This is a genomic window from Aeromonas sp. s6 (assembly GCF_040907815.1).
Lineage (GTDB): Bacteria > Pseudomonadota > Gammaproteobacteria > Enterobacterales > Aeromonadaceae > Aeromonas > Aeromonas caviae.
In genome coordinates, this window is record NZ_JBFOCN010000095.1 from 209,015 (window position 1) to 229,514 (window position 20,500).

Annotated in this window: 19 protein-coding genes; 17 read left to right on the plus strand and 2 right to left on the minus strand. The window is 58.1% G+C overall.

Annotation, left to right across the window (positions count from 1 at the left end):
• Nucleotides 1–206: 206 nt before the first annotated feature.
• The 11 genes from ribF (at nucleotide 207) to AB5Y50_RS15550 (ending at nucleotide 12,338) form a co-directional block, all read left to right on the plus strand.
• The gene (gene ribF, locus AB5Y50_RS15500) at nucleotides 207–1,181 is read left to right on the plus strand and encodes a bifunctional riboflavin kinase/FAD synthetase (RefSeq protein ID WP_010673098.1); all 975 of its coding nucleotides are present in this window, start codon (nucleotides 207–209) and stop codon (nucleotides 1,179–1,181) included.
• Nucleotides 1,181–4,042 (plus strand): isoleucine--tRNA ligase, encoded by a 2,862-nt coding sequence (gene ileS, locus AB5Y50_RS15505; RefSeq protein ID WP_049636459.1) that lies wholly within the window; start codon nucleotides 1,181–1,183, stop codon nucleotides 4,040–4,042. Before ribF ends, ileS begins: the two co-directional genes overlap by 1 nt.
• Complete coding sequence (lspA, locus tag AB5Y50_RS15510) at nucleotides 4,042–4,545, plus strand: signal peptidase II (protein ID WP_010673100.1); 504 nt, start codon at nucleotides 4,042–4,044, stop codon at nucleotides 4,543–4,545. Before ileS ends, lspA begins: the two co-directional genes overlap by 1 nt.
• On the plus strand, nucleotides 4,542–4,994 hold the full coding sequence (gene fkpB / locus AB5Y50_RS15515; RefSeq protein ID WP_041210958.1) for an FKBP-type peptidyl-prolyl cis-trans isomerase: 453 nt from the start codon (nucleotides 4,542–4,544) through the stop codon (nucleotides 4,992–4,994). Before lspA ends, fkpB begins: the two co-directional genes overlap by 4 nt.
• Entirely contained in the window at nucleotides 4,994–5,929 is a 936-nt protein-coding gene (ispH, locus tag AB5Y50_RS15520) for a 4-hydroxy-3-methylbut-2-enyl diphosphate reductase (protein WP_039039990.1), read from the plus strand. Before fkpB ends, ispH begins: the two co-directional genes overlap by 1 nt.
• Before the next feature lie 110 nt (nucleotides 5,930–6,039).
• Nucleotides 6,040–6,447 (plus strand): type IVa pilus pseudopilin TppA, encoded by a 408-nt coding sequence (gene tppA, locus AB5Y50_RS15525; RefSeq protein WP_039039991.1) that lies wholly within the window; start codon nucleotides 6,040–6,042, stop codon nucleotides 6,445–6,447.
• A gap of 3 nt (nucleotides 6,448–6,450) precedes the next feature.
• Nucleotides 6,451–7,014, plus strand: a complete 564-nt coding sequence (pilV, locus tag AB5Y50_RS15530; RefSeq protein ID WP_049636458.1) for a type IV pilus modification protein PilV — start codon at nucleotides 6,451–6,453, stop codon at nucleotides 7,012–7,014.
• Nucleotides 7,011–8,009, plus strand: coding sequence for a PilW family protein (locus tag AB5Y50_RS15535; protein WP_223919958.1), 999 nt, complete (start codon nucleotides 7,011–7,013; stop codon nucleotides 8,007–8,009). Before pilV ends, AB5Y50_RS15535 begins: the two co-directional genes overlap by 4 nt.
• Nucleotides 8,006–8,449, plus strand: coding sequence for a type IVa pilus pseudopilin TppD (gene tppD / locus AB5Y50_RS15540; protein WP_223919959.1), 444 nt, complete (start codon nucleotides 8,006–8,008; stop codon nucleotides 8,447–8,449). The genes AB5Y50_RS15535 and tppD overlap by 4 nt, the downstream gene beginning before the upstream one ends.
• 11 nt (nucleotides 8,450–8,460) lie before the next feature.
• On the plus strand, nucleotides 8,461–12,057 hold the full coding sequence (locus tag AB5Y50_RS15545) for a PilC/PilY family type IV pilus protein (RefSeq protein WP_319882797.1): 3,597 nt from the start codon (nucleotides 8,461–8,463) through the stop codon (nucleotides 12,055–12,057).
• Nucleotides 12,054–12,338 carry a TapY2 family type IVa secretion system protein gene (locus AB5Y50_RS15550; protein WP_041210962.1) on the plus strand — a complete coding sequence of 95 codons (285 nt, stop codon included), beginning with the start codon at nucleotides 12,054–12,056 and terminating at the stop codon, nucleotides 12,336–12,338. The genes AB5Y50_RS15545 and AB5Y50_RS15550 overlap by 4 nt, the downstream gene beginning before the upstream one ends.
• 13 nt (nucleotides 12,339–12,351) lie before the next feature.
• Here AB5Y50_RS15550 and AB5Y50_RS15555 read toward each other — a convergent pair whose 3' ends face one another.
• The gene (locus AB5Y50_RS15555) at nucleotides 12,352–12,855 is read right to left on the minus strand and encodes a GspH/FimT family pseudopilin (RefSeq protein ID WP_010673109.1); all 504 of its coding nucleotides are present in this window, start codon (nucleotides 12,853–12,855) and stop codon (nucleotides 12,352–12,354) included.
• A gap of 137 nt (nucleotides 12,856–12,992) precedes the next feature.
• Here AB5Y50_RS15555 and AB5Y50_RS15560 point away from each other — a divergent pair, with 137 nt between their 5' ends.
• Genes AB5Y50_RS15560 through luxS form a run of 4 tightly spaced genes read left to right on the plus strand, consistent with a single transcriptional unit; the run spans nucleotide 12,993 to nucleotide 16,140 of the window.
• Nucleotides 12,993–14,615 (plus strand): NAD+ synthase, encoded by a 1,623-nt coding sequence (locus tag AB5Y50_RS15560; RefSeq protein WP_049636456.1) that lies wholly within the window; start codon nucleotides 12,993–12,995, stop codon nucleotides 14,613–14,615.
• A gap of 9 nt (nucleotides 14,616–14,624) precedes the next feature.
• Nucleotides 14,625–14,963, plus strand: coding sequence for a nitrogen regulatory protein P-II (gene glnB / locus AB5Y50_RS15565; protein WP_005308848.1), 339 nt, complete (start codon nucleotides 14,625–14,627; stop codon nucleotides 14,961–14,963).
• A 46-nt stretch (nucleotides 14,964–15,009) separates the two neighbouring features.
• The gene (locus tag AB5Y50_RS15570) at nucleotides 15,010–15,612 is read left to right on the plus strand and encodes a transglycosylase SLT domain-containing protein (RefSeq protein ID WP_049636455.1); all 603 of its coding nucleotides are present in this window, start codon (nucleotides 15,010–15,012) and stop codon (nucleotides 15,610–15,612) included.
• Between the two features lie 18 nt (nucleotides 15,613–15,630).
• Complete coding sequence (gene luxS / locus AB5Y50_RS15575; protein ID WP_010673112.1) at nucleotides 15,631–16,140, plus strand: S-ribosylhomocysteine lyase; 510 nt, start codon at nucleotides 15,631–15,633, stop codon at nucleotides 16,138–16,140.
• 61 nt (nucleotides 16,141–16,201) lie between these two features.
• On the opposite strand, the gene AB5Y50_RS15580 is transcribed toward luxS, so the two are convergent.
• Nucleotides 16,202–17,224, minus strand: a complete 1,023-nt coding sequence (locus AB5Y50_RS15580; protein ID WP_041214487.1) for a GGDEF domain-containing protein — start codon at nucleotides 17,222–17,224, stop codon at nucleotides 16,202–16,204.
• 133 nt (nucleotides 17,225–17,357) lie between these two features.
• On the opposite strand from AB5Y50_RS15580, the gene rnr reads away from it, so the two are divergent.
• Complete coding sequence (rnr, locus tag AB5Y50_RS15585) at nucleotides 17,358–19,751, plus strand: ribonuclease R (protein WP_049636454.1); 2,394 nt, start codon at nucleotides 17,358–17,360, stop codon at nucleotides 19,749–19,751.
• Complete coding sequence (gene rlmB, locus AB5Y50_RS15590; RefSeq protein ID WP_041214488.1) at nucleotides 19,748–20,497, plus strand: 23S rRNA (guanosine(2251)-2'-O)-methyltransferase RlmB; 750 nt, start codon at nucleotides 19,748–19,750, stop codon at nucleotides 20,495–20,497. Before rnr ends, rlmB begins: the two co-directional genes overlap by 4 nt.
• The last annotated feature ends 3 nt before the right edge of the window (nucleotides 20,498–20,500 follow it).

Sequence of the window (20,500 nt, forward strand, 5' to 3'; positions counted from 1 at the left end):
CCAGCTGCAAGGGAGGGGGACAGTACAGGGGAGATGGGGGAGCGGTCTCAGGGGCTGTCGAGTTGGCCCGCCAACGAGGTGCGATGCTCCTGGCCGAGTCCGAGAAGCGAGCGGGATGGCTAAATCGGGTCAACGGCAGGGCTGACCCTGCCTGCTGCCTGATATATAATCCGCCGATTTCCATGGCAGCAACGTACAAGGCACTGATGGAGCTTATTCGCGGCATTCACAATATCAAGCCCCGTCACCGGGGCTGTGTATTGACCATAGGCAACTTCGATGGGGTTCATCAGGGGCATCACGCGGTGTTGGCCCGTTTGCAGGAGAAGGCCGCCCAACTTGGCCTGCCGGCCTGCGTCATGTTGTTCGAACCCCAGCCGCTGGAGCTGTTTGCGGGCAGTGCCGCGCCCGCCCGCCTCAGCCGCTGGCGGGAGAAGTACGAAGCCCTCAAGGGAATGCAGATCGATCGCATGCTCTGCGTGCGTTTCACCCATCGTTTTGCTGAGCAGGCGGCCAGCACCTTCATCGAGCAACTGCTGGTGGAGAAACTCGGCGTGCACTATCTGGTGGTCGGCGACGATTTTCGCTTCGGCAAGGGGCGGGAAGGGGACTTCCACCTGCTGGAGGAGGCCGGTCGGCGCTTCGGGTTCGAGGTGATCAGCACCCAGAGTTTCCAGCTTTCCCGCCAGCGGGTCAGCAGCACCCTGGTGCGCGAGGCCCTGAAAGCGGGCCGCATGGCGGAGGTGGAGTTGATGCTCGGTCGCCCCTATGCCATCAGCGGCCGGGTGGCCCATGGCGACAAGCTGGGGCGCACCATAGGTTTTCCCACCGCGAATCTGGCCCTCAAACGCCAGGTTGTCCCGGTCGGTGGCGTGTTTGCGGTGGAAGTGATATGTTCCGGCAAGACTTTCCCCGGTGTCGCCAATGTGGGTGTACGTCCGACCTTGAGCGGTACACAAGCCAGATTGGAAGTACATCTATTTGATTTTTCTGGTGATCTATATGGTCAGCAGGTCAAGGTGCTGCTTCGCCACAAGCTGCGCGAAGAGCAGAAATTTGACTCTTTCACCGCCTTGAAAGAGCAGATCGAACGAGATGCCCTGGCGGCCCGAGCCTGGTTCGGGCTGCCACAATTTCATTTACCCAGCACTCTTTTAGAAAAGAAGGGAACCCAGGACTGATGAGCGACTATAAACACACCCTGAATCTGCCGGAAACCGAGTTTCCGATGCGTGGCGATCTGGCCAAACGCGAACCCAACATGTTGAAACGTTGGTACGATCAGGATCTTTACGGCGCCATTCGCCGCGCCAAAGCGGGTAAGCCTTCTTTCATTCTGCACGATGGCCCCCCCTATGCGAACGGCAGCATTCACATCGGTCATTCGGTCAACAAGATCCTCAAAGACATCATCATCAAGTCCAAGGGCCTCTCTGGCTTCGATTCCCCCTATGTGCCGGGCTGGGATTGCCACGGTCTGCCCATCGAGCTGAAAGTGGAAGGCATGGTCGGCAAGCCGGGCGAGAAGGTTTCCGCCGCCGAGTTCCGCGCCGAGTGCCGCAAATACGCCAAGACCCAGATCGAAGCGCAGAAGACCGACTTCATCCGTCTGGGCGTGCTGGGTGACTGGGAACACCCCTACCTGACCATGGATTTTGGGACCGAAGCCAACATCATCCGTTCCATGGCCAAGATCGTTGAAAACGGCCACCTGCATAAAGGCTCCAAGCCGGTGCACTGGTGTACCGATTGCGGCTCCGCGCTGGCTGAAGCAGAAGTGGAGTACTACGACAAGAACTCCCCCTCCATCGACGTGCGCTTCAAGGCCGTCGACGAGGCTGCCGTTGCCGCCAAGTTTGATTGCGCCGAAGGCCACACCGGCAAGGGCGCGCTCTCTGCCGTGATCTGGACCACTACCCCGTGGACCCTGCCAGCCAACCGCGCCATCGCCATGCATGCCGATCTCGACTACGCGCTGGTGCAGGTTGAGGGCGACAATCCCGAGCGTCTGATCCTGGCCGCCGAGCTGGTGAAGGATGTGATGGATCGCGCAGGCATCGATCACTTCCACAACCTGGGTTACGCCAAGGGTGCCGCACTCGAGCTGCTGCGCTTCAACCACCCCTTCTACAGCTTTGACGTACCTGTGGTGCTGGGTGACCACGTTACCCTGGACGCCGGTACCGGCGCGGTGCACACCGCCCCTGGTCACGGTCAGGAAGACTTCGTGGTCGGTCAGAAGTACGGTCTGGAAGTGGCCAACCCGGTTGGCAGCAACGGCGTCTATCTGCCGGATACCGAACTGTTTGCCGGCCAGCACGTGTTCAAGGCCAACGCCTCCGTGGTCGAGGTGCTGACCGAGCGCGGTGCCCTGCTGCACCACAAGGTATTCAACCACTCTTACCCGCACTGCTGGCGTCACAAGACCCCGATCATCTTCCGTGCCACCCCCCAGTGGTTCATCAGCATGGAGCAGAAGGGTCTGCGCAAGCGTGCTCTGGAAGAGATCGAGCGTATCGAGAAAGAGGGCATTGCCGAACACGGCCAGAGCGGCTGGGTCCCGGCCTGGGGCAAGAATCGCATCCAGGCGATGGTCGAGAACCGTCCCGACTGGTGTATCTCCCGTCAGCGTACCTGGGGCGTGCCCATCTCCCTGTTCGTTCACAAGGATACCCAGGCGCTGCACCCGGATTCCGTGCGCCTGATGGAAGAGGTGGCCAAGCGGGTCGAGCAGTCCGGCATCCAGGCCTGGTGGGATCTGGACAAGGCCGAGCTGCTGGGCGTCGATGCCGACAACTACGAGAAGGTGCCCGACACCCTGGACGTCTGGTTTGACTCCGGCTCTACCCATGCCTCCGTGGTCGATGCCCGTCCCGAGTTCAACGGCAAGCCGGCCGACATGTATCTGGAAGGCTCTGACCAGCACCGTGGCTGGTTCATGTCATCCTTGATGATCGGCGTGGCGATGAAAGACAAGGCTCCCTACAACCAGGTGCTGACTCACGGCTTCACCGTGGATGGTCAGGGCCGCAAGATGTCCAAGTCCATCGGCAACGTGGTAAGCCCGCAAGATGTGATGAACAAGCTGGGTGCCGACATCCTGCGTCTGTGGGTAGCGAGCACTGACTACACCGGCGAGATGACCGTCTCCGACGAGATCCTCAAGCGCTCCGCCGACGCCTATCGTCGTATCCGCAACACTGCCCGTTTCCTCTTGGCCAACCTGAACGGCTTCAATCCGGCGACCGACATGGTGGCGCCTGCCGACATGGTCGTGGTGGATCGCTGGGCCGTAGGCCGTGCCAAAGCGGTACAAACCGAGATCGTGACCGCGTTCGATGAGTACAACTTCCACGGCGTGACCCAGAAGCTGATGCAGTTCTGCTCCATCGAGATGGGTTCCTTCTATCTGGACGTCATCAAGGATCGTCAGTACACAGCCAAGGCTGACAGCCTGGCCCGTCGCTCCTGCCAGACCGCCCTCTATCACATCGCCGAAGCCATGGTGCGTTGGATGGCGCCCATCATGAGCTTCACTGCCGACGAGATCTGGGCCCTGCTGCCGGGCGAGCGCGGCGAGTTCGTGTTCACCGAGGAGTGGTACGACGGCCTGTTCGGGCTGGAAGCGGGCGAAGTGCTGAACGACGAGTTCTGGGCCGAGATCCTCACCGTGCGCGGTGAAGTGAACAAGGCGCTGGAAGTGGCCCGTGGCGAGAAGCGCATCGGCGGTTCTCTGCAGGCCGAACTGACCCTGTTCGCCAAGCCTGAGCTGGCCGCGCGTCTGAACGCATTGGCCGATGAGCTGCGCTTCGTGCTGCTCACCTCCAAGGCCAAGGTAGTCAGCGTCGATGCCGCACCGGCAGAGGCCGTGGCAACCGAGCGCGATGACCTGTGGCTCTGCGTGGCCCAGTCTGCCGCCGCCAAGTGCGATCGCTGCTGGCACCATGTGGAAGACGTGGGCACCATCGCGGGGCACGAAGAGATCTGTGGCCGCTGCGTCACCAACGTCGAGGGTGACGGCGAAACGCGTCAATTTGCCTGATGAACATGACTCAACATAAAAGTGGCCTGCGTTGGCTGTGGCTGGCGGTGCTGGCCTTCGTACTGGACCAGGCGAGCAAGCTCGCCGTGGTCAAGCTGCTGCCGTTTGGCTACCCGGGGGTGGAGATCACCCCCTTCTTCAACCTGGTCCATGTCTACAACAAGGGAGCGGCTTTCAGCTTCCTGGCAGATCAGGGAGGCTGGCAGCGTTGGTTCTTCGCCGTGCTGGCGTTCGCCATCTGTGGCCTGCTGATCCACTGGCTACGCAAGCAGTCGGTCACCCAGCGCTGGAGCGGTATCGCCTACAGCCTGATCATCGGCGGGGCGCTCGGCAACGTGTTTGACCGGCTGGTGCTGGGCCATGTGGTCGACTTCCTCGACTTTTACTGGCAGCGCGCCCACTGGCCGGCGTTCAATCTGGCCGACAGCTTCATCTTCATCGGTGCCGCCATGATCGTGCTGGACGGCTTCCGTGGCGAGAAAAAACAGGACGCGACCTCATGAGCCAGCTGATTGCTGCGGACAGCAGTGTGCTGTTCCATTTCTCTATCAAACTGGAAGATGGCTCGGTGGCCGACAGCACGGCGCTGCACGGCAAGCCTGCCCGTCTGCGGATGGGAGACGGTAGTCTGACGCCGAGCTTCGAGCAATGCCTGCTGGGGCTGCGCGAAGGGGAGAGCAAGAGCTTTACCCTGGCGCCGGAAGAGGCGTTCGGCCTCTCCAATCCCGACAACATCTACCATCTCGATCGCGCCAAATTCGGTAACGAAGTTGAGCCCAAGGTGGGTACCATCATTCTGTTCGACCAGCCCAACGGCAGCGAACTGCCCGGGATCATCCGGGCGGTGGAAGGGATGTCGGTCACGGTCGATTTCAACCACCCCCTGGCCGGTCACACCGTCACCTTCGAGGTGGAGATCCTGGGAGTTGATGACGAGGAGAAGGTGCACTGATGGATATTCTGCTGGCTAACCCCCGTGGCTTCTGTGCCGGTGTCGACCGGGCCATCAGCATCGTCGAGAGCGCGCTGGAGAAGTTCGGTGCCCCCATCTATGTCCGTCACGAAGTGGTGCACAACCGCTACGTGGTGAACAAGCTCAAGGAGGCGGGTGCCGTTTTCGTCGAAGAGCTGGACGAGGTGCCGGATGACAGCATCGTCATCTTCTCCGCTCACGGTGTCGCCAAGGTCGTGCGCGAGATGGCCAAATCCCGCGCCCTCAAGGTGTTCGATGCCACCTGTCCGCTGGTGACCAAGGTGCACATGGAGGTCCATCGCGCCAGTCGCAAGGGCTCCGAAGCCGTGCTCATCGGCCATGCCGGCCACCCCGAGGTGATCGGCACCATGGGACAGTACGAGAACAGTGAGGGTGGCATGTATCTGGTGGAGACGCCGGAAGATGTGGCCAAACTCAAGGTGAAGAACCCGGACGACCTCTGTTTCGTCACCCAGACGACACTCAGCGTGGATGAGACGTCAGACGTCATCGATGCCTTGCGTGCGCACTTCCCCAAGATCCAGGGGCCGCGCAAGGATGACATCTGCTACGCCACCCAGAACCGCCAGGATGCGGTGCGGGAGATGGCCGGGCTGGTGGATGCCATGCTGGTGGTGGGATCGCGCAACTCTTCCAACTCCAACCGACTGCGGGAGCTGGCCGAGAAGGTGGGCGCCAAGGCCTACCTCATCGACGACGCCTCCATGATTGAGCCGCAATGGCTGGACGGAGTTGCCCGTATCGGGGTCACGGCGGGTGCGTCAGCCCCCGATGTGCTTGTTCAGAATGTCATTGCCCGTCTGCGCGAGCTGGGAGGCAAGATAGTGACCGAGCATCCTGGCCGGGAAGAGAATGTGGTGTTTGAAGTGCCGCCCGAGCTTAGAATTATTTAAATGTGGCCAGGATGGCCTGAGAATAAAGAGTTATGTTCCTGATGCCGGATTTGTCGTTGCGACCTATCCGGCATTAGACTATATGAACCGCCAGTCACCAAGGATGGGATATGATTGGGTTCTATCGAGGCTTTTCTCTCATTGAATTGATGATTGTCGTCGCAATCGTGGCGATTCTTGGCACTATTGCCTATCCCTCCTATCAGCGTTACCTGCTGTCCAGCCACCGAATTGATGCCAAAAAAATGCTGTTGGACGCCGCCAACAGACAAGAAACCTATTTTATGGATTTCAATCGGTATACCTCATCCGCAGCCGACTTGAATATCTCGGAGAACTCCGAATCCGGCTTCTATCACCTGGTCATCTCGGCCGGGGTCAATACATACATCCTGTTTGCCACGGCCTCTGGTGCACAGGGGTCAGACAGCGACTGCATCATTTTCTCCATCGACCAGGATGGTACCCGGAGTGCCACGCGGCTCGGGGATACTGTCAACAATGCTTGCTGGGACTAGGCGATGAAACCACTGCGTCATCGACACATAAGGGGATTCAGCCTGCTGGAGGTGCTGATTGCGGCCGTGGTGCTCTCCTTCGGCTTGCTGGGATTGGTTGCCATGCAGGTCACCGCCAAGTTTTCCAGCTACGAAGCGCGTCAGCGCACCATCGCCATCTGGCTAGCCAATGATCTGGTGGAACGCGCCAGGATCAACAAAGACAGCTGGGCTGGTCAGGGAACGACAGTGGTATCCGGCAACGCGATCCTGGATATGCCGAGCTGTGCCAACAACAATGGCACCATGTCGGATTGCAGCAGGACAGAGCGGCAGGCACTGGACCTCTTCTACTGGCAGCAGTCCCTGCTGGGAACCGCGGTATCCGGTGCCGCGTCACCTCTGCAATCTCCGGTAGGCTGCGTGATTCGTGGCGCCAACAACAGTTTGACCATAGGGATCTTCTGGCAGGGGCGGGAGTCTTTGTCCGATGGTGCCGGTGCAGTTGCCGCGGTGCGCAACAGTTGTGGGCTGGGCAATGCGGCAGACAGACAGAGGCGTCAGTTCGTACTGACGACCACACTATGAATGCCCGCGGCTTCACCCTGATTGAATGGTTGATTGCCATGTTGATCGGCGTATTTCTGGTGGGCGGGGGCCTCAGCATCTTCGTGGCTTCCCGTGCCACAACGGAGGATGCTTTCGATCAGAGCGAGTTGCAGGAGAATGGGCGTATTGCGATGCGTCTGGTGACCCAGGACCTGAAGTGGGCGGGCTTCTGGGGGGACTACACCGGTTCCCCCATGGCAACGGGGCAGGGTGTGACGCTTTTAGGCGGTATTACAAGTACTTGTGGGAGTCTGCCTTCAAATACTGGTGTTCGTGCATTGTTAGTCATGAGAGTTAATGACTCAGGAGGTTTGACTGGAGGAGATGCAAGCTGTATTCCTACGGATAGTTCGAAATGGTCATTTATAAAAAACACAGATGTAATTAGTATTAAGAGATTAGTCGGCCGCCCGCAGACTATAGATTCAGAGTTAGATGGCAATCGTTATTATTTGGCGACTACTACTCAGCTAGCTAACTTATTCGCCATGGTTGATGAATCTGACCCAATTCCAAGTGAGGTAATCGAAATGCCTGATCCTCAACTATGGGAGTATCAGCATTTCATGTATTACACTGTGCTCAATAAATCAAATAATATTCCAGAGTTAAGGAAGCGTATTCTTACTCCAAATGGCGGGTCACTACTTATTAGTGGTCCTATTGCTGAAGGAATTCAAGGATTAACTGTATTGCTTGGCATTGATGAGAGTACGATCCCTGATGGTGTGATAGAGCGCTATACCAATACCAATAATGTGACCGAACAAGACTGGAGCGAAGGGCGTGTCGTAGCGGCTCGTGTCTTTATCTTGGTGCGTTCACTGCAAGCGTCTAGTAGTTATGTAAATAACAATATCTATCAAGTTGGTGATGTACCAGTTTTTGGAAATGGCGATGGTTATCGTCGCTTGCTCTTGGAATCCAGTGTCTCATTACGTAATCCAGCGGTGATTGCAGGAGGAGGGAAATGAAATCCCAGAGCGGTGTGGCTCTGATCATAGCCCTGATCATTCTGGTGCCCCTGACCCTGATTGCCGTGGTGGTGATGCAATCTTCGGGGCAAGACCTCAAGATGGCAGGCTCGTCTGCCAGCTTCCGCCAGGCAGAGCACCGACTCGAAGGCATCATCGAAGCCGCGATGCAGAGCAACAACATATCGACTGTGATTGCTGGCATGGGCTCCACTCTGGGGGCCAGTGCGGCGATCAGCGTCAATAGCAGCAATGCTTCGGCGGCTGTCGATCTTACCAATCGCACCGAAACCGTCTGCAAGCGCAAGGTTGACGCCAGCAGCAGCAATGTGATTCCTGCGTGCAAATATGTCGAACTGCAGGCCAATGTGAATTATGGAAAATATGTTCGTCCGCTGACTTGGACCGCGGGCGTAGAACAGCCACTGCTCACAAAATAGGAGCGAAGGATATGTGGTTACGACAACTGGGAGTAATTTTATGCTGGTGTAGCCTTGTATTGTCGGTGACATCGACAAGGGCTGATGACACCGAGCTGTTTATTTATGACTTCAACAAGGCGGGGGATTTTCGCCCCAAGGTGCTGCTGATATTTGATAACTCGGGCAGCATGAGAGACACCATGGAGCAGATCAAAGAGGCCTATAATCCGGCTACGGTATATCCGGCCCTGAGTAATGACCCAGATTCCAGTAATAGCAAAAAATATATCTATTTTTCAACGGATGGAAGTGTTCCTACAATCAACACCAACAGGCGATTCTCCGACAAGCTGAATGCCTGTGCGACGTCAAAAATGCCATTGTCGAATATTGGTTATTTTCAGTCGCAAATGTGGAGTTATGAGGTTACGAGTGGTAACCCTCCAGGAGACGGTCGGGGTGAATGGAATTCGCTCAGCGGTGATCAAGAGAACGATATCAATCTGGTCGATTGCAAGCAGGATATTACGGCAAGCAACCCGGATAACCCTTATACAGGGAATTGGTCGGTAGGAGCTGGCTATCCGGTAGACAAGACAAGGCGCAATAGGGGGGAATGGTTTTATACGACGAACAAGAGCAATGCAGTAAATGCCAGCAATACGGCTGTGACCATTTATTCCGCCAATTATATTCGCTGGTATCATGGCCCAACTGGATACTCAGTGGAGTCTCGACTCCGTATTGCCAAAGATGCAGTGAAAGGCTTGATTTCATCCACGCCAGGGGTGGACTTCGGTCTGGCTATCTTTAATAGAAATGATGATAGCGATAATAATGGTGGACGCATTGTCAGGGATATATTAGGCAGTGAGATTACCTTGGCAAATGGCAAGACGGGGGAGCAGGACCTGCTGGACCGGGTTGAAGGTTTGACCGCCAGTACCAATACACCGCTATGCGAGACGTTGAGTGAGGCATATCAATTCTTTGGGGGACGAAGCGTTGTTTATGGCTTGCAAGGAGGCACGCGAGATACGACAGCCGAAAGCCCGACAGGCACCTATCAAGCCCCCTATGATAACTGCTCAAACAACGGTTATGTCATCTATATCACCGATGGAGAGCCGACCCAGGACGGTGATGCGAATACCCTTGTCCAGGGACTGATAACTACATTGTCCAGCGATGAAAAAGCGGCTTACGGGACTGCCGTTTCTTATGGTTCAGGGAACAGGTCCAGCAGCTATCTGGCTGCCTTGGCCGGTTATATGAAGCACAAGGATGTCAATGCTGTTTCACCAGGGACCCAGACTGTGACCACCTTTACCGTCGGATTCGGTGATGAAGCCATCTCGGGGGCGGGTAATCTGCTGGCGGAGACGGCCAGACGGGGAGGTGGTGAGTACTACCCAGCGACCGATGCCTCAGCCTTGACCGACGCGCTAAAGGCCTCTTTGCTGGCGATCCTACGTATCAATACCTCACTGGTGTCCCCTGCGATTGCCAGCAACAACTTTGACCGGACTCGCAGTCTCAACAACATCTATTACGCCATGTTTGAGCCGGATGATGGTCCCAGATGGCGGGGCAATCTGAAAAAACTGATCTTTTCTCCTGACGGTTATGTGGCTGACAGCCGAGGTCTGCCCGCTATCAAGTTTGATGGCACCATCATCGACAGCGCCCAGACCTTCTGGTCATCCGGCCGTGATGGCAACAAGGTGGCTGAAGGGGGGGCCCAAGAGATGCTGGCGGCAAAAAGCAGTCGCAGCCTCTATGTCATCAACAATGCCCAGAATCACCTCGATCCGTTGACCAAGGCCAATCTGGTGACGCAGGCGGGCAGTGAGGCCGCGCTCATGACTTTCATGCAGGCCGATACGACGACTGAACTCGATTCCCTGATCAACTGGACCAAGGGGCTGGATGTCGACGACGAAGATTTTGATACGTCGACCCTGATCCGCAGCCACATCATGGGAGACCCTCTGCACTCCCGACCCCTGGTGCTGAATTATGGCCCTCAATCCGGCAACCCGGCCGATGCGCCCGACTTGCGGATCTTGTTTGGGACTAATGCGGGCTTCCTTCATATGTTTAAGGATATGGGGAGCACCATAGACGAAAGCTGGGCTGCGATACCTTATGAGTTCATGGCCAATCAGAGGGCATTGCGTATCAACGCCGAATCTGCGGACCATATTTATGGTGTTGACTCCTCTCCTGTCGCCCTTGTCAAAGATGCCAATCGCAATGGGGTGTTGAAATCTTCCGAGAATGACTTCGTTTGGGTGTTCACCGGATTGAGGAGCGGTGGCAAAGCCTATTACGCCTTCGATATCTCCAGCCCCAATACGCCGACGCTGAAATGGCACCTGAACTCCCAGACGACGGGCTTCGGCGAACTGGGTTTGACCTGGTCGGTGCCTGAAGTCGCGTTTGTGCCTGGAGTTAATGATGGAGAAGGCAATCCCATTCCTGTTCTGATTTTTGCGGGAGGCTATGACACCAACAAGAGTGTCGAGGGGTTGGGGACGAATGACAGCATGGGCAGAGGTATTTACATCGTCAATGCCGACACGGGTGCCTTGATATTTAGCGCAACGCCAGCGAACACCCCGACCTCAGATCATTTACAGGTCAGCGGCATGACAGACAGCATGCCGGGCTCCGTCGCAACGCTGGATAGTGATGGTGATGGCAAGACTGACCGCATCTATGCGGGGGATACCGGAGGCAATATCTGGCGCATGGATCTCCCTAATGCCACCAAATCAGATTGGCGGGTATTCAAATTTGCCAGTCTGGGGTCCGACAGCACTCAGGCCGCTGATCGCCGCTTCTTTACGCAGCCCATAGTGGTGCGCACCATCAACAAGGAAGTGACGAGTACGGTGGTGGGGGGAAATACGGTCTATTCCTATCAGGATCGCCCCTTTGATGCTGTGCTGATCGGCAGTGGTGATCGCAATCGTCCTTCCTCGGAAGCGACTGTCCGCAATGGCTATTTCATGTTGCGTGATTATGATGTCGTGCCGCGTGCCGCCAATGCGCAGGCGAGAAGCCCCATCTTGATTACTGACCTCTATGATGTGACCTCTGATCCTTTGTCTGCCCAGACAAATACGGATGGAATATTGGCGACCAAGGCGGGAATTACCACTGCCAAAGGGTGGGTCAATTGGTTGAACGAACCGGGTGAGAAATCCATGGGGGCCGGGGTCGTACTTCAGGGCAAGCTTTACTTCACCTCGTTCCTGCCGCAAGTGCAGTCGTTCCAGCAATGCACCATTCAATCCATCGGGGCTGCACGCCAATACATGGTAGACATGCATTATGGCAGTTCCTTCCGTTATGTGGTTGATCTTGAAGGCAACCAGACACCTGAGCGTTATGTCGAAGTACAGAACAAGGTTGCCGACGATTTGGTGGTGCATGCAGGAGACGATGCCAAGATCCGCATTATTGGAGGCGGTGTCGGGGAAGAGGTCATCCTGAAAGATGAAGGGGATGGTGAGCCTGAGCGTTGTACCGGAGCGGGAGAGTGCAACCAGGGGGCAGAGGAGGCTGAGATGGATATGTCGCCCAAGAAAATTTACCTCTACGAAGGAGAGGCGCAATGAAAACACGCAGCGGGGTGTTGGGTTTGTGCCTCTTGTTATCCGGGTCCGTCTTGGCAGATGACATAAAATGTTATGTCGAGCTGGTTAACGGCCAGAAGGTTGTCCTGCACGGTACTGTGGCAGACAACACGCCAAAGGCGGTGCAGGATAAATTCAAACAAAGAGGATACGAGGTGGATGGTGCGGTACAGCCTGTGAAGAAAATCCTGGAATGCCGCACTGCGGAGGAAAATTTCCAGTCAAAAGAGGGTCAGCAACAGGATGCCCGTCAACTGCGATAGCGAAGGACTTCATTCAGAGGCAGATATTTGCCTGGGTAGATTGGGTGGTGCGGCCGGAGGGAGAGATGACCAGATTTATCTGGGCATTTCCTGAACGACACAGCGTGATGGTGGCATTGGTACCCAGGCTGGTGCCATCAGGGCTGAAGGTAGTGGAAGTTCGATTGTTTGCAGCAGTCAGCGAGTCAGATAGCTGAGGGCTTCTTGCCAGAATCTGCTCACCGTTATTGAAAATGTCATTGCCATTACCGTCGACGAACACGAGGAATTGGGTCGGATTGGCGGTGACACAATTGTCACTGGCATTGGCAAGGCACACAGTGACAGATTGCTGGTTGTCGATGGCTTGGCTACGAGCAAAACGCAGATATTTCAAGAGTGTGCGAGATTCAAATTTCAAGGCATTCTCATTGAGCAGGCTCGACATGGCCGGTGCACCAATACCAAGCAAGATGACCCCCAGACTGACGGCGATCATCAGTTCCAGCAGGGTGAATCCTTTCTCGTCCTTGATCATGGCAATATCTCCCTCGATTAGTTACATCTTATCTCCAGACAGCCAGAACACCAGCGCAAAGCCCAAGTGTTGAGCTGGCACAGCCAGCGCCTTTTCTTTATCATTCCCCATCATTTTCGAATTCAAGATGCATCGCCATGGCAAAAGCCCTCTCTCTGATGCTTGCCCAGTTAAATCTGACGGTAGGCGCCATCGAAGATAACTGTGACAAGGTACTGGCGGCAGCAGCCCTGGCCGATCAGCAAGGGGCCGATCTGCTGGTTTGCTCCGAGCTGGCCTTGACAGGATACCCGCCTGAGGATCTGCTGTTGCGCGCCGACCTGATGATCCGGGTCGAGGCCGCTCTGTCCCGCATCGCGGCATGGCAGGGACAATGTGCCATTCTGGTGGGCCATCCCTGGCGCGAAGAGGGGGCGCTTTACAATACGGCGTCTCTCTATGAGCTCGGTCAACTGCGGGCACGTTATTTCAAACAGGACTTGCCCAACTACGGGGTGTTCGACGAGAAGCGCTACTTCACTGCGGCGACCGATACCTGTGTGGTGTCGTTCCGTGGCCATCAGCTGGGTTTGCTCATCTGCGAAGATCTCTGGCAGCCGGGTCCGGCGCTGGCCGCCAAGGCGGCGGGGGCCGAGCTGCTGCTCACCATCAATGCCTCTCCTTATGATCAGGAAAAACCCTGGATCCGCCGCGAACTGATGGCGGAACGCTGCGATCAGACCGGCCTACCGCTCATCTACCTCAACCAGGTATGCGGCCAGGACGAGCTGATCTTCGATGGCTGCTCCAAAGTGTTCAACAGCCAGGGCGAGCTGACCCACAAGCTTGCTCCGTTTGCCGAAGAGCTGGCGCTGGTGCGCTTTGCCGATGGTCAGCCGGTGAAGGAGCGGGAACCCGCCGCGCCGCTGGAGCCGTTGGCCGAGACCTATCAGGCCCTGGTGCTGGCGGTGCGCGACTATGTCACCAAGAACGGTTTTCAGGGCGCCGTGCTGGGCCTCTCCGGCGGCATCGACTCGGCGCTGACCCTGGCCATTGCGGCCGACGCCATCGGGGCGAACAAGGTGCAGGCGGTGATGATGCCGTTCCGCTACACCGCCCAAATGAGCGTGGAGGATGCCAAGGAGCAGGCCGAGCGGATGAGGGTGGAGTTCAACATCATCTCCATCGAACCCATGTTCGAAGGCTTCATGACCCAGCTGGCACCTCTGTTTGAAGGCACCGCCCGCGACACCACCGAAGAGAACCTGCAGGCCCGCTGCCGCGGTGTGCTCTTGATGGCGCTGTCCAACAAGCGCCGCCGTATCGTGCTGACCACTGGCAACAAGAGCGAGATGGCCGTGGGATACGCCACGCTGTATGGCGACATGGCGGGTGGCTTTGATGTGCTCAAGGACGTCCCCAAGACCCTGGTCTTCAAGCTGTGCGAATATCGCAACAGCGTGGAGTACGTGATCCCGCAGCGGGTCATCGATCGTCCCCCGTCGGCCGAACTGGCACCGGATCAGGTGGACCAGGACAGCCTGCCCCCCTATGACATTCTGGATGCCATCCTCAAGCGCTACGTGGAAGAGGATGCGTCTGTCGCCGACATGGTGGCGGAAGGTTTCGAAGAGGCGGTGGTACGCAAGGTGATCCGCCTGGTGGATCTCAACGAATACAAGCGCCGTCAGGCCGCCGTCGGCCCCCGCATCACTGCTCGCAACTTTGGTAAGGACCGCCGCTATCCCATCACGTCCGGGTTCGGCAAACAGAACTGGTAAGGAGTCACCATGAAGAAGATTGAAGCCATCATCAAACCGTTCAAGCTGGACGATGTACGCGAGGCCCTGGCCGAGATCGGCATCAACGGCATGACAGTGTCCGAGGTCAAGGGGTTCGGCCGCCAGAAGGGCCATACCGAGCTCTATCGCGGTGCCGAGTACATGGTCGACTTCCTGCCCAAGGTCAAGGTGGAGCTGGTGGTGCAGGACGAGGATCTCGATGCCTGCCTGGAAGCCATCCAGAACACAGCGCGTACCGGCAAGATCGGCGATGGCAAGATCTTCGTCTGCGAGGTGGAACGCGTCATTCGTATTCGTACTGGTGAAGAGAACGAAGACGCGATCTGATGTGGTGGATGTGCCCTGTGATGAACAGCAAGAGTCTGTCGTTCTGATGTCGTTGTACCGTATCGGGGTCGTGGCGGCGTGCTTGATGGCACTCACCGCGTGCAGTACCCGGCCGCCGGCCCAGCCGGAAAACCTGTGCCAGATCTTTCGGGAGAAACCCGAGTGGCACGAGGCGGCGCTCAAGATGAACGAGAAGTGGGGGACACCTGTCCAGGTAGTGATGGCCATGATGTACCAGGAATCTTCCTTCGTGCATGATGCCCAGCCGCCGATGCAGTATTTCCTCTTCATCCCCACCGGGCGGGCCAGTTCAGCCTACGGCTATGCCCAGGTGAAAGACGAAACCTGGGCCGACTACCAGCGGGAAACCGGCAACAGCTGGAGCGATCGCGACGACTTTGCCGACGCCATCGATTTCATGGGCTGGTACACTCACAAGGCACAGCGGCTCAACGGCACGTCCAAGTGGGATGCCTATGGCCAGTATCTCAATTATCACGAAGGCTGGGGGGGCTACCGACGTGGCAGCTACCGCAGCAAGGGATGGCTGATGAAGGTCTCCCGCAAGGTGGAGGCCCGTGCCCAGCGCTACGGTGCCCAGTATCGACAATGCAAGGATCAGCTCTCCAGCGGGGGCTGGTTCTGGTAACCAAATCAGGAGTCAGAAATGCCGTTATTGGACAGTTTTACCGTCGACCATACCCGCATGGCCGCCCCGGCAGTGCGAGTGGCGAAGACCATGCAGACCCCGAACAAGGACACCATCACCGTGTTCGACCTGCGTTTCTGCGTGCCGAACGAGGAGATCCTCTCCGAGCGCGGCATCCATACCCTGGAGCATCTTTTTGCCGGCTTCATGCGTGATCATCTCAATGGGAATGGGGTGGAGATCATCGACATCTCTCCCATGGGTTGCCGCACCGGCTTCTACATGAGCCTGATCGGTGCGCCGGATGAAGCCCGTGTTGGCGCTGCCTGGCAGGCCGCCATGAGCGACGTGCTGACCGTGCAGGATCAGGGCAAGATCCCCGAGCTGAACGAATACCAGTGCGGTACTTACAGCATGCACTCGCTGGAAGAGGCCCATGCCATCGCCCGCCATGTGCTGGAGCGCGGTATCGGTGTCAACCACAATGACGAGCTGGCCCTGCCGGAAGAGAAGCTGAAAAGCCTCTGATCCCGAGAAGGGAAGCTTGAAAAAGGCCGGTCAATGACCGGCCTTTTTGCATCTGGTGGGATCAGGAGGGCAGTGGCATCACCCGATTGCGTCCCAGCTCCTTGGCCTTGTAGAGCAGCTTGTCGGTACGCTCGATCAGGGTGTCTGCCGTCTCCTGAGGGATGTATTCCCCCACGCCGAACGAGGCGGTGATGTGATCGATGCGTCGCCCGGATTTGCGATCCAGAATCGACATCCGCTCGATGACGCGACGCAGGCTCTCGGCCATCTGGCGGGTCAGCGCCAGGGCGCGGTTTGGCACCAAGAGGGCAAACTCCTCACCCCCCAGGCGATAGGCGGTTATGCCCTCCTTGCTGGCCTCTCGCAGCCGCTTGCCGACGATGCGCAGCACCTGGTCCCCCAGCAGATGTCCGTATTCGTCGTTGAAGTTCTTGAAGCGATCGATATCGGTCAGGATCAGCGAGAAGGGCTGCTTGCTGCGGATGAGGCTGTCCATCTCGAGATCGAAGGCGCGTCGATTGAGCAGAGACGTGAGCGGGTCCTCGGTGGCCAGCTTTCTCGTCTCGTTCAGGGCCTGTTTCAGCTCCTTTATCTCTTTCTCGGCGCTGCTGAGCTGGTTGCGAAAGTGGAGGGTGGACATGCGTACGTCACGCGATTCGCGCACGAGATCCCGCAGGATCCCCATGGTGTCTTCCAGGCTGAGCCCCTCGTCGTCTATCTTGCTCAGCTTGTCGAAACTCTTGTCGAGCATCTCCTGAAACAGCCCGGTATCGGAGATGGCATCCTGCATCGAGTGACTCAGCTCGCTGGCCATGGCGGCCAGATTGAGTTTCATCGCCTCCATCTGCTGCTCGTCCTGGGCCGCAAGGTGCTGGTGGTAGAGACGCTCACAGGTGGTCAGGGAGAAGGTTCCCTGCTGTTTTATCGCCTGATCGACGGCATGGTTGAGTTCGGGCATGTCGCCGGAGACATAGCTGTACCAAAGGTGATAGTTGTTCGGCGTGGTGGGAATTTGATACTTGATCATCAGGGGAACCGCCTGTTTCAAATAGGCGGCAGATTGGGCGAACGAGTCCTTGCTCATGAGTTCCGAGTCTCACATACCTGCAAACTGTGTCCAGTATGACAGAGAGAATGGCCAAAAGGCAGTCGATGGATGCCATTAGCTCCCCCCTCCGATATAATGTCTGCGTTATTACCTACCCTAAGGCCTGCTTATGTCTCAAAAAGATCCTTTCCTCCAACGCGAGGCCGAAAAATACGAAAACCCCATCGCCAGTCGCGAGATGCTGCTGGAGCTCATCAAGGGCCATGAAAAACCCATGTCCCGGGAAGAGCTGGCCAAGGTCCTCAAGCTGACCGATGAAGAGCCGTTGGAAGCCTTGCGACGTCGTCTGCGCGCCATGGAGCGCGACGGGCAGCTCGTGTTCACCCGCAACCAATGTTACGCCCTGCCGGATCGCCTGAATCTGGTCAAAGGCTATGTGCTTGGCCACAAAGATGGATTCGGTTTTCTGCGCCCCGAGGGTGGTGGAGCGGATCTCTTCCTGAACAACCGCGAGATGCAGCGCCTGATGCATGGCGACTATGCCCTGGTGCAGCCGACCGAGATCGATCGCAAGGGTCGTCAGGAAGCGCGTCTGGTGCGCCTGCTCAAATCCCGCGAGGCGGACATCGTCGGTCGTTACTTCGTCGAGAACGGCGTCGGTTTTGTTGTACCCGATGACAGCCGCATCGGTCAGGACATCATCATCCCGGAAGGGGAGAACAAGGGGGCTCGCCAGAGCCAGGTCGTGGTCGTGCGCATCAACCAGCGCGCCACTGCCCGCTTCAATGCGGTCGGTACCGTCTTGGAAGTCCTGGGTGAGAACATGGCTCCCGGTATGGAGATCGAGATCGCCCTGCGTACCCACGGCATTCCGCACACCTGGCCGGAAGAGGTGACCAAGGAGGTCGCCGGTCTCGGCGAGCAGGTACCGGAGAAGGCCAAAGAGGGCCGCATCGACCTGCGCGCCCTGCCGCTGGTGACCATCGACGGGGAAGATGCCCGTGACTTCGATGACGCCGTCTTCTGTGAAGCCAAGCGCGGAGGCGGCTGGCGCCTGTGGGTCGCTATTGCCGACGTTTCTGCCTATGTGAAACCGGGCACGGCCCTCGACACCGAAGCCTATCAGCGCGGCAACTCGGTCTATTTCCCCGAGTTCGTGGTGCCCATGCTGCCGGAGGTGCTCTCCAACGGTCTGTGTTCCCTGAACCCGCAGGTTGACCGGCTCTGCATGGTGTGCGAGATGACCATCTCCGCCGCCGGCCGCATGTCCGGCTACAAGTTCTACGAAGCGGTAATGAACTCCCACGCTCGCCTGACCTACACCAAGGTAGCGGCGATCCTGGACGGGGATCCCAAGCTGCGTCAGCAGTATGATCCGCTGGTGGGCCACATCGAGGAGCTGAGCAACCTCTACAAGGCGCTCAAGCATGCCCGTCATCAACGCGGTGCGGTGGAGTTCGAAAGCGAGGAGACCCGCTTCATCTTCAACGCCCAGCGCAAGATCGACCGTATCGTACCGCTGGTGCGCAATGACGCCCACAAGATCATCGAAGAGTGCATGATCCAGGCGAACGTGGCTGCCGCCCGCTACATCGAGAAGAACGAGGCCGCCGCCCTGTTCCGGGTGCACGACCGCCCGGGCGAGGAGCGTCTCACCGGCTTCCGCGACTTCCTGGCCGAACTGGGTCTGGAGCTCAAGGGGGGCCTGGAGCCCGAGCCGAAGGACTTTGCCGACCTGGCCGCCAAATTCGAAGGGCGCCCGGATGCGGAATTGCTCTCCACCATGCTGCTGCGCTCCATGCGCCAGGCCATCTATCAGGCCGACAACATCGGTCACTTCGGCTTGGCCCTGAAGTCCTACGCTCACTTCACCTCGCCGATCCGTCGCTACCCGGATCTCATCCTGCACCGGGCGATCAAGTACCAGACCGCCAAGGAGCAGCAGGCCAACCTGCGTCACAAGTGGACTCCGAGCGGTGGCTACCACTACCAGCTGGAAGAAGTGGACCCCATGGGCGAGCACTGCTCCATGACGGAGCGCCGTGCCGATGATGCCACCCGCGACGTGGCAGACTGGCTCAAGTGCGAGTACATGCTGGATCACGTGGGTGACGAGTTTGACGGCGTCATCGCCAGCGTCACCGGTTTTGGCTTCTTCGTGCGTCTGGCGGAGATCCACATCGACGGTCTGGTGCACGTCAGCACCCTCACCAACGACTACTACCAGTTCGACCCGCTGCACCAGCAGCTGATCGGCGAGAACTTCCGCCGTCGCTATCGTCTGGGTGACAAGGTGCGGGTCAAGGTGATGGGCGTGAACCTGGACGATCGCAAGATCGACTTCGTGATGGTGGAAGAGCCCCTCAAGGCCACCGGCAAGAACGCCAAGGAGATGGCGCGCAAGCAGGCCGAGATCAAGAAAGAGAAGGCCAAGAGCGCCCAGCGCCACGAGAAACGCAAAGAGGGCAAGGAGAGCGGCAAATCCGACAAGGGTGGCCGTGCCAAGCCCAGCAACAGACGACCGAGCAAAAAGGCTCGCGACAAGGCCAAGAGCACTAAATGAGTACTGAACTGATCTACGGCATTCACGCCGTCTCCGCGCTGCTGGAGCGCACCCCCGAGCGCTTCATCGAGGTGTGGGCTCTCAAGGGCCGCGATGACGAGCGGCTGCATCCCCTGCTGGCCGAGCTGGAGTCCCTCGGTATCAGGGTGCAGAGCGTGAACCGCAAGACGCTGGATGACAAGGCGGAAGGCAACAATCACCAGGGCATCATGGCCAAGGTGATTGAAGCGCCCAAGCTGGCCGAGCACGACCTGGCCAGCCTGCTGGACGGTCTGGCGGCGCAAGAGACAGCGCCCTTCCTGCTGGTACTGGACGGGGTGACCGACCCGCACAATCTCGGCGCCTGTCTGCGCAGTGCCGATGCGGCCGGGGTACATGCGGTGATCGTGCCGCGGGACAAGGCCACAGGCCTCACGTCCGTGGTGCGCAAGGTCGCCTGTGGCGCTGCCGAAGTGGTGCCGCTCATCCAGGTCACCAACCTGGCCCGCAGCCTGCGCGAGCTGCAGGAGCGCGGCGTCTGGATCGTGGGTACCGCCGGCGAGGCGGATCACGATCTTTATCAGGCCAAACTCACCGGTCCCATGGCGCTGGTGATGGGGGCCGAAGGCAAGGGGATGCGCCGCCTGACCCGCGAACATTGCGACGAGCTGGTGAGCATCCCCATGGCGGGGGCGGTATCCAGCCTCAACGTCTCGGTGGCGAGCGGTGTCTGCCTGTTCGAAGCCGTGCGCCAGCGCCGCGTCTGACAA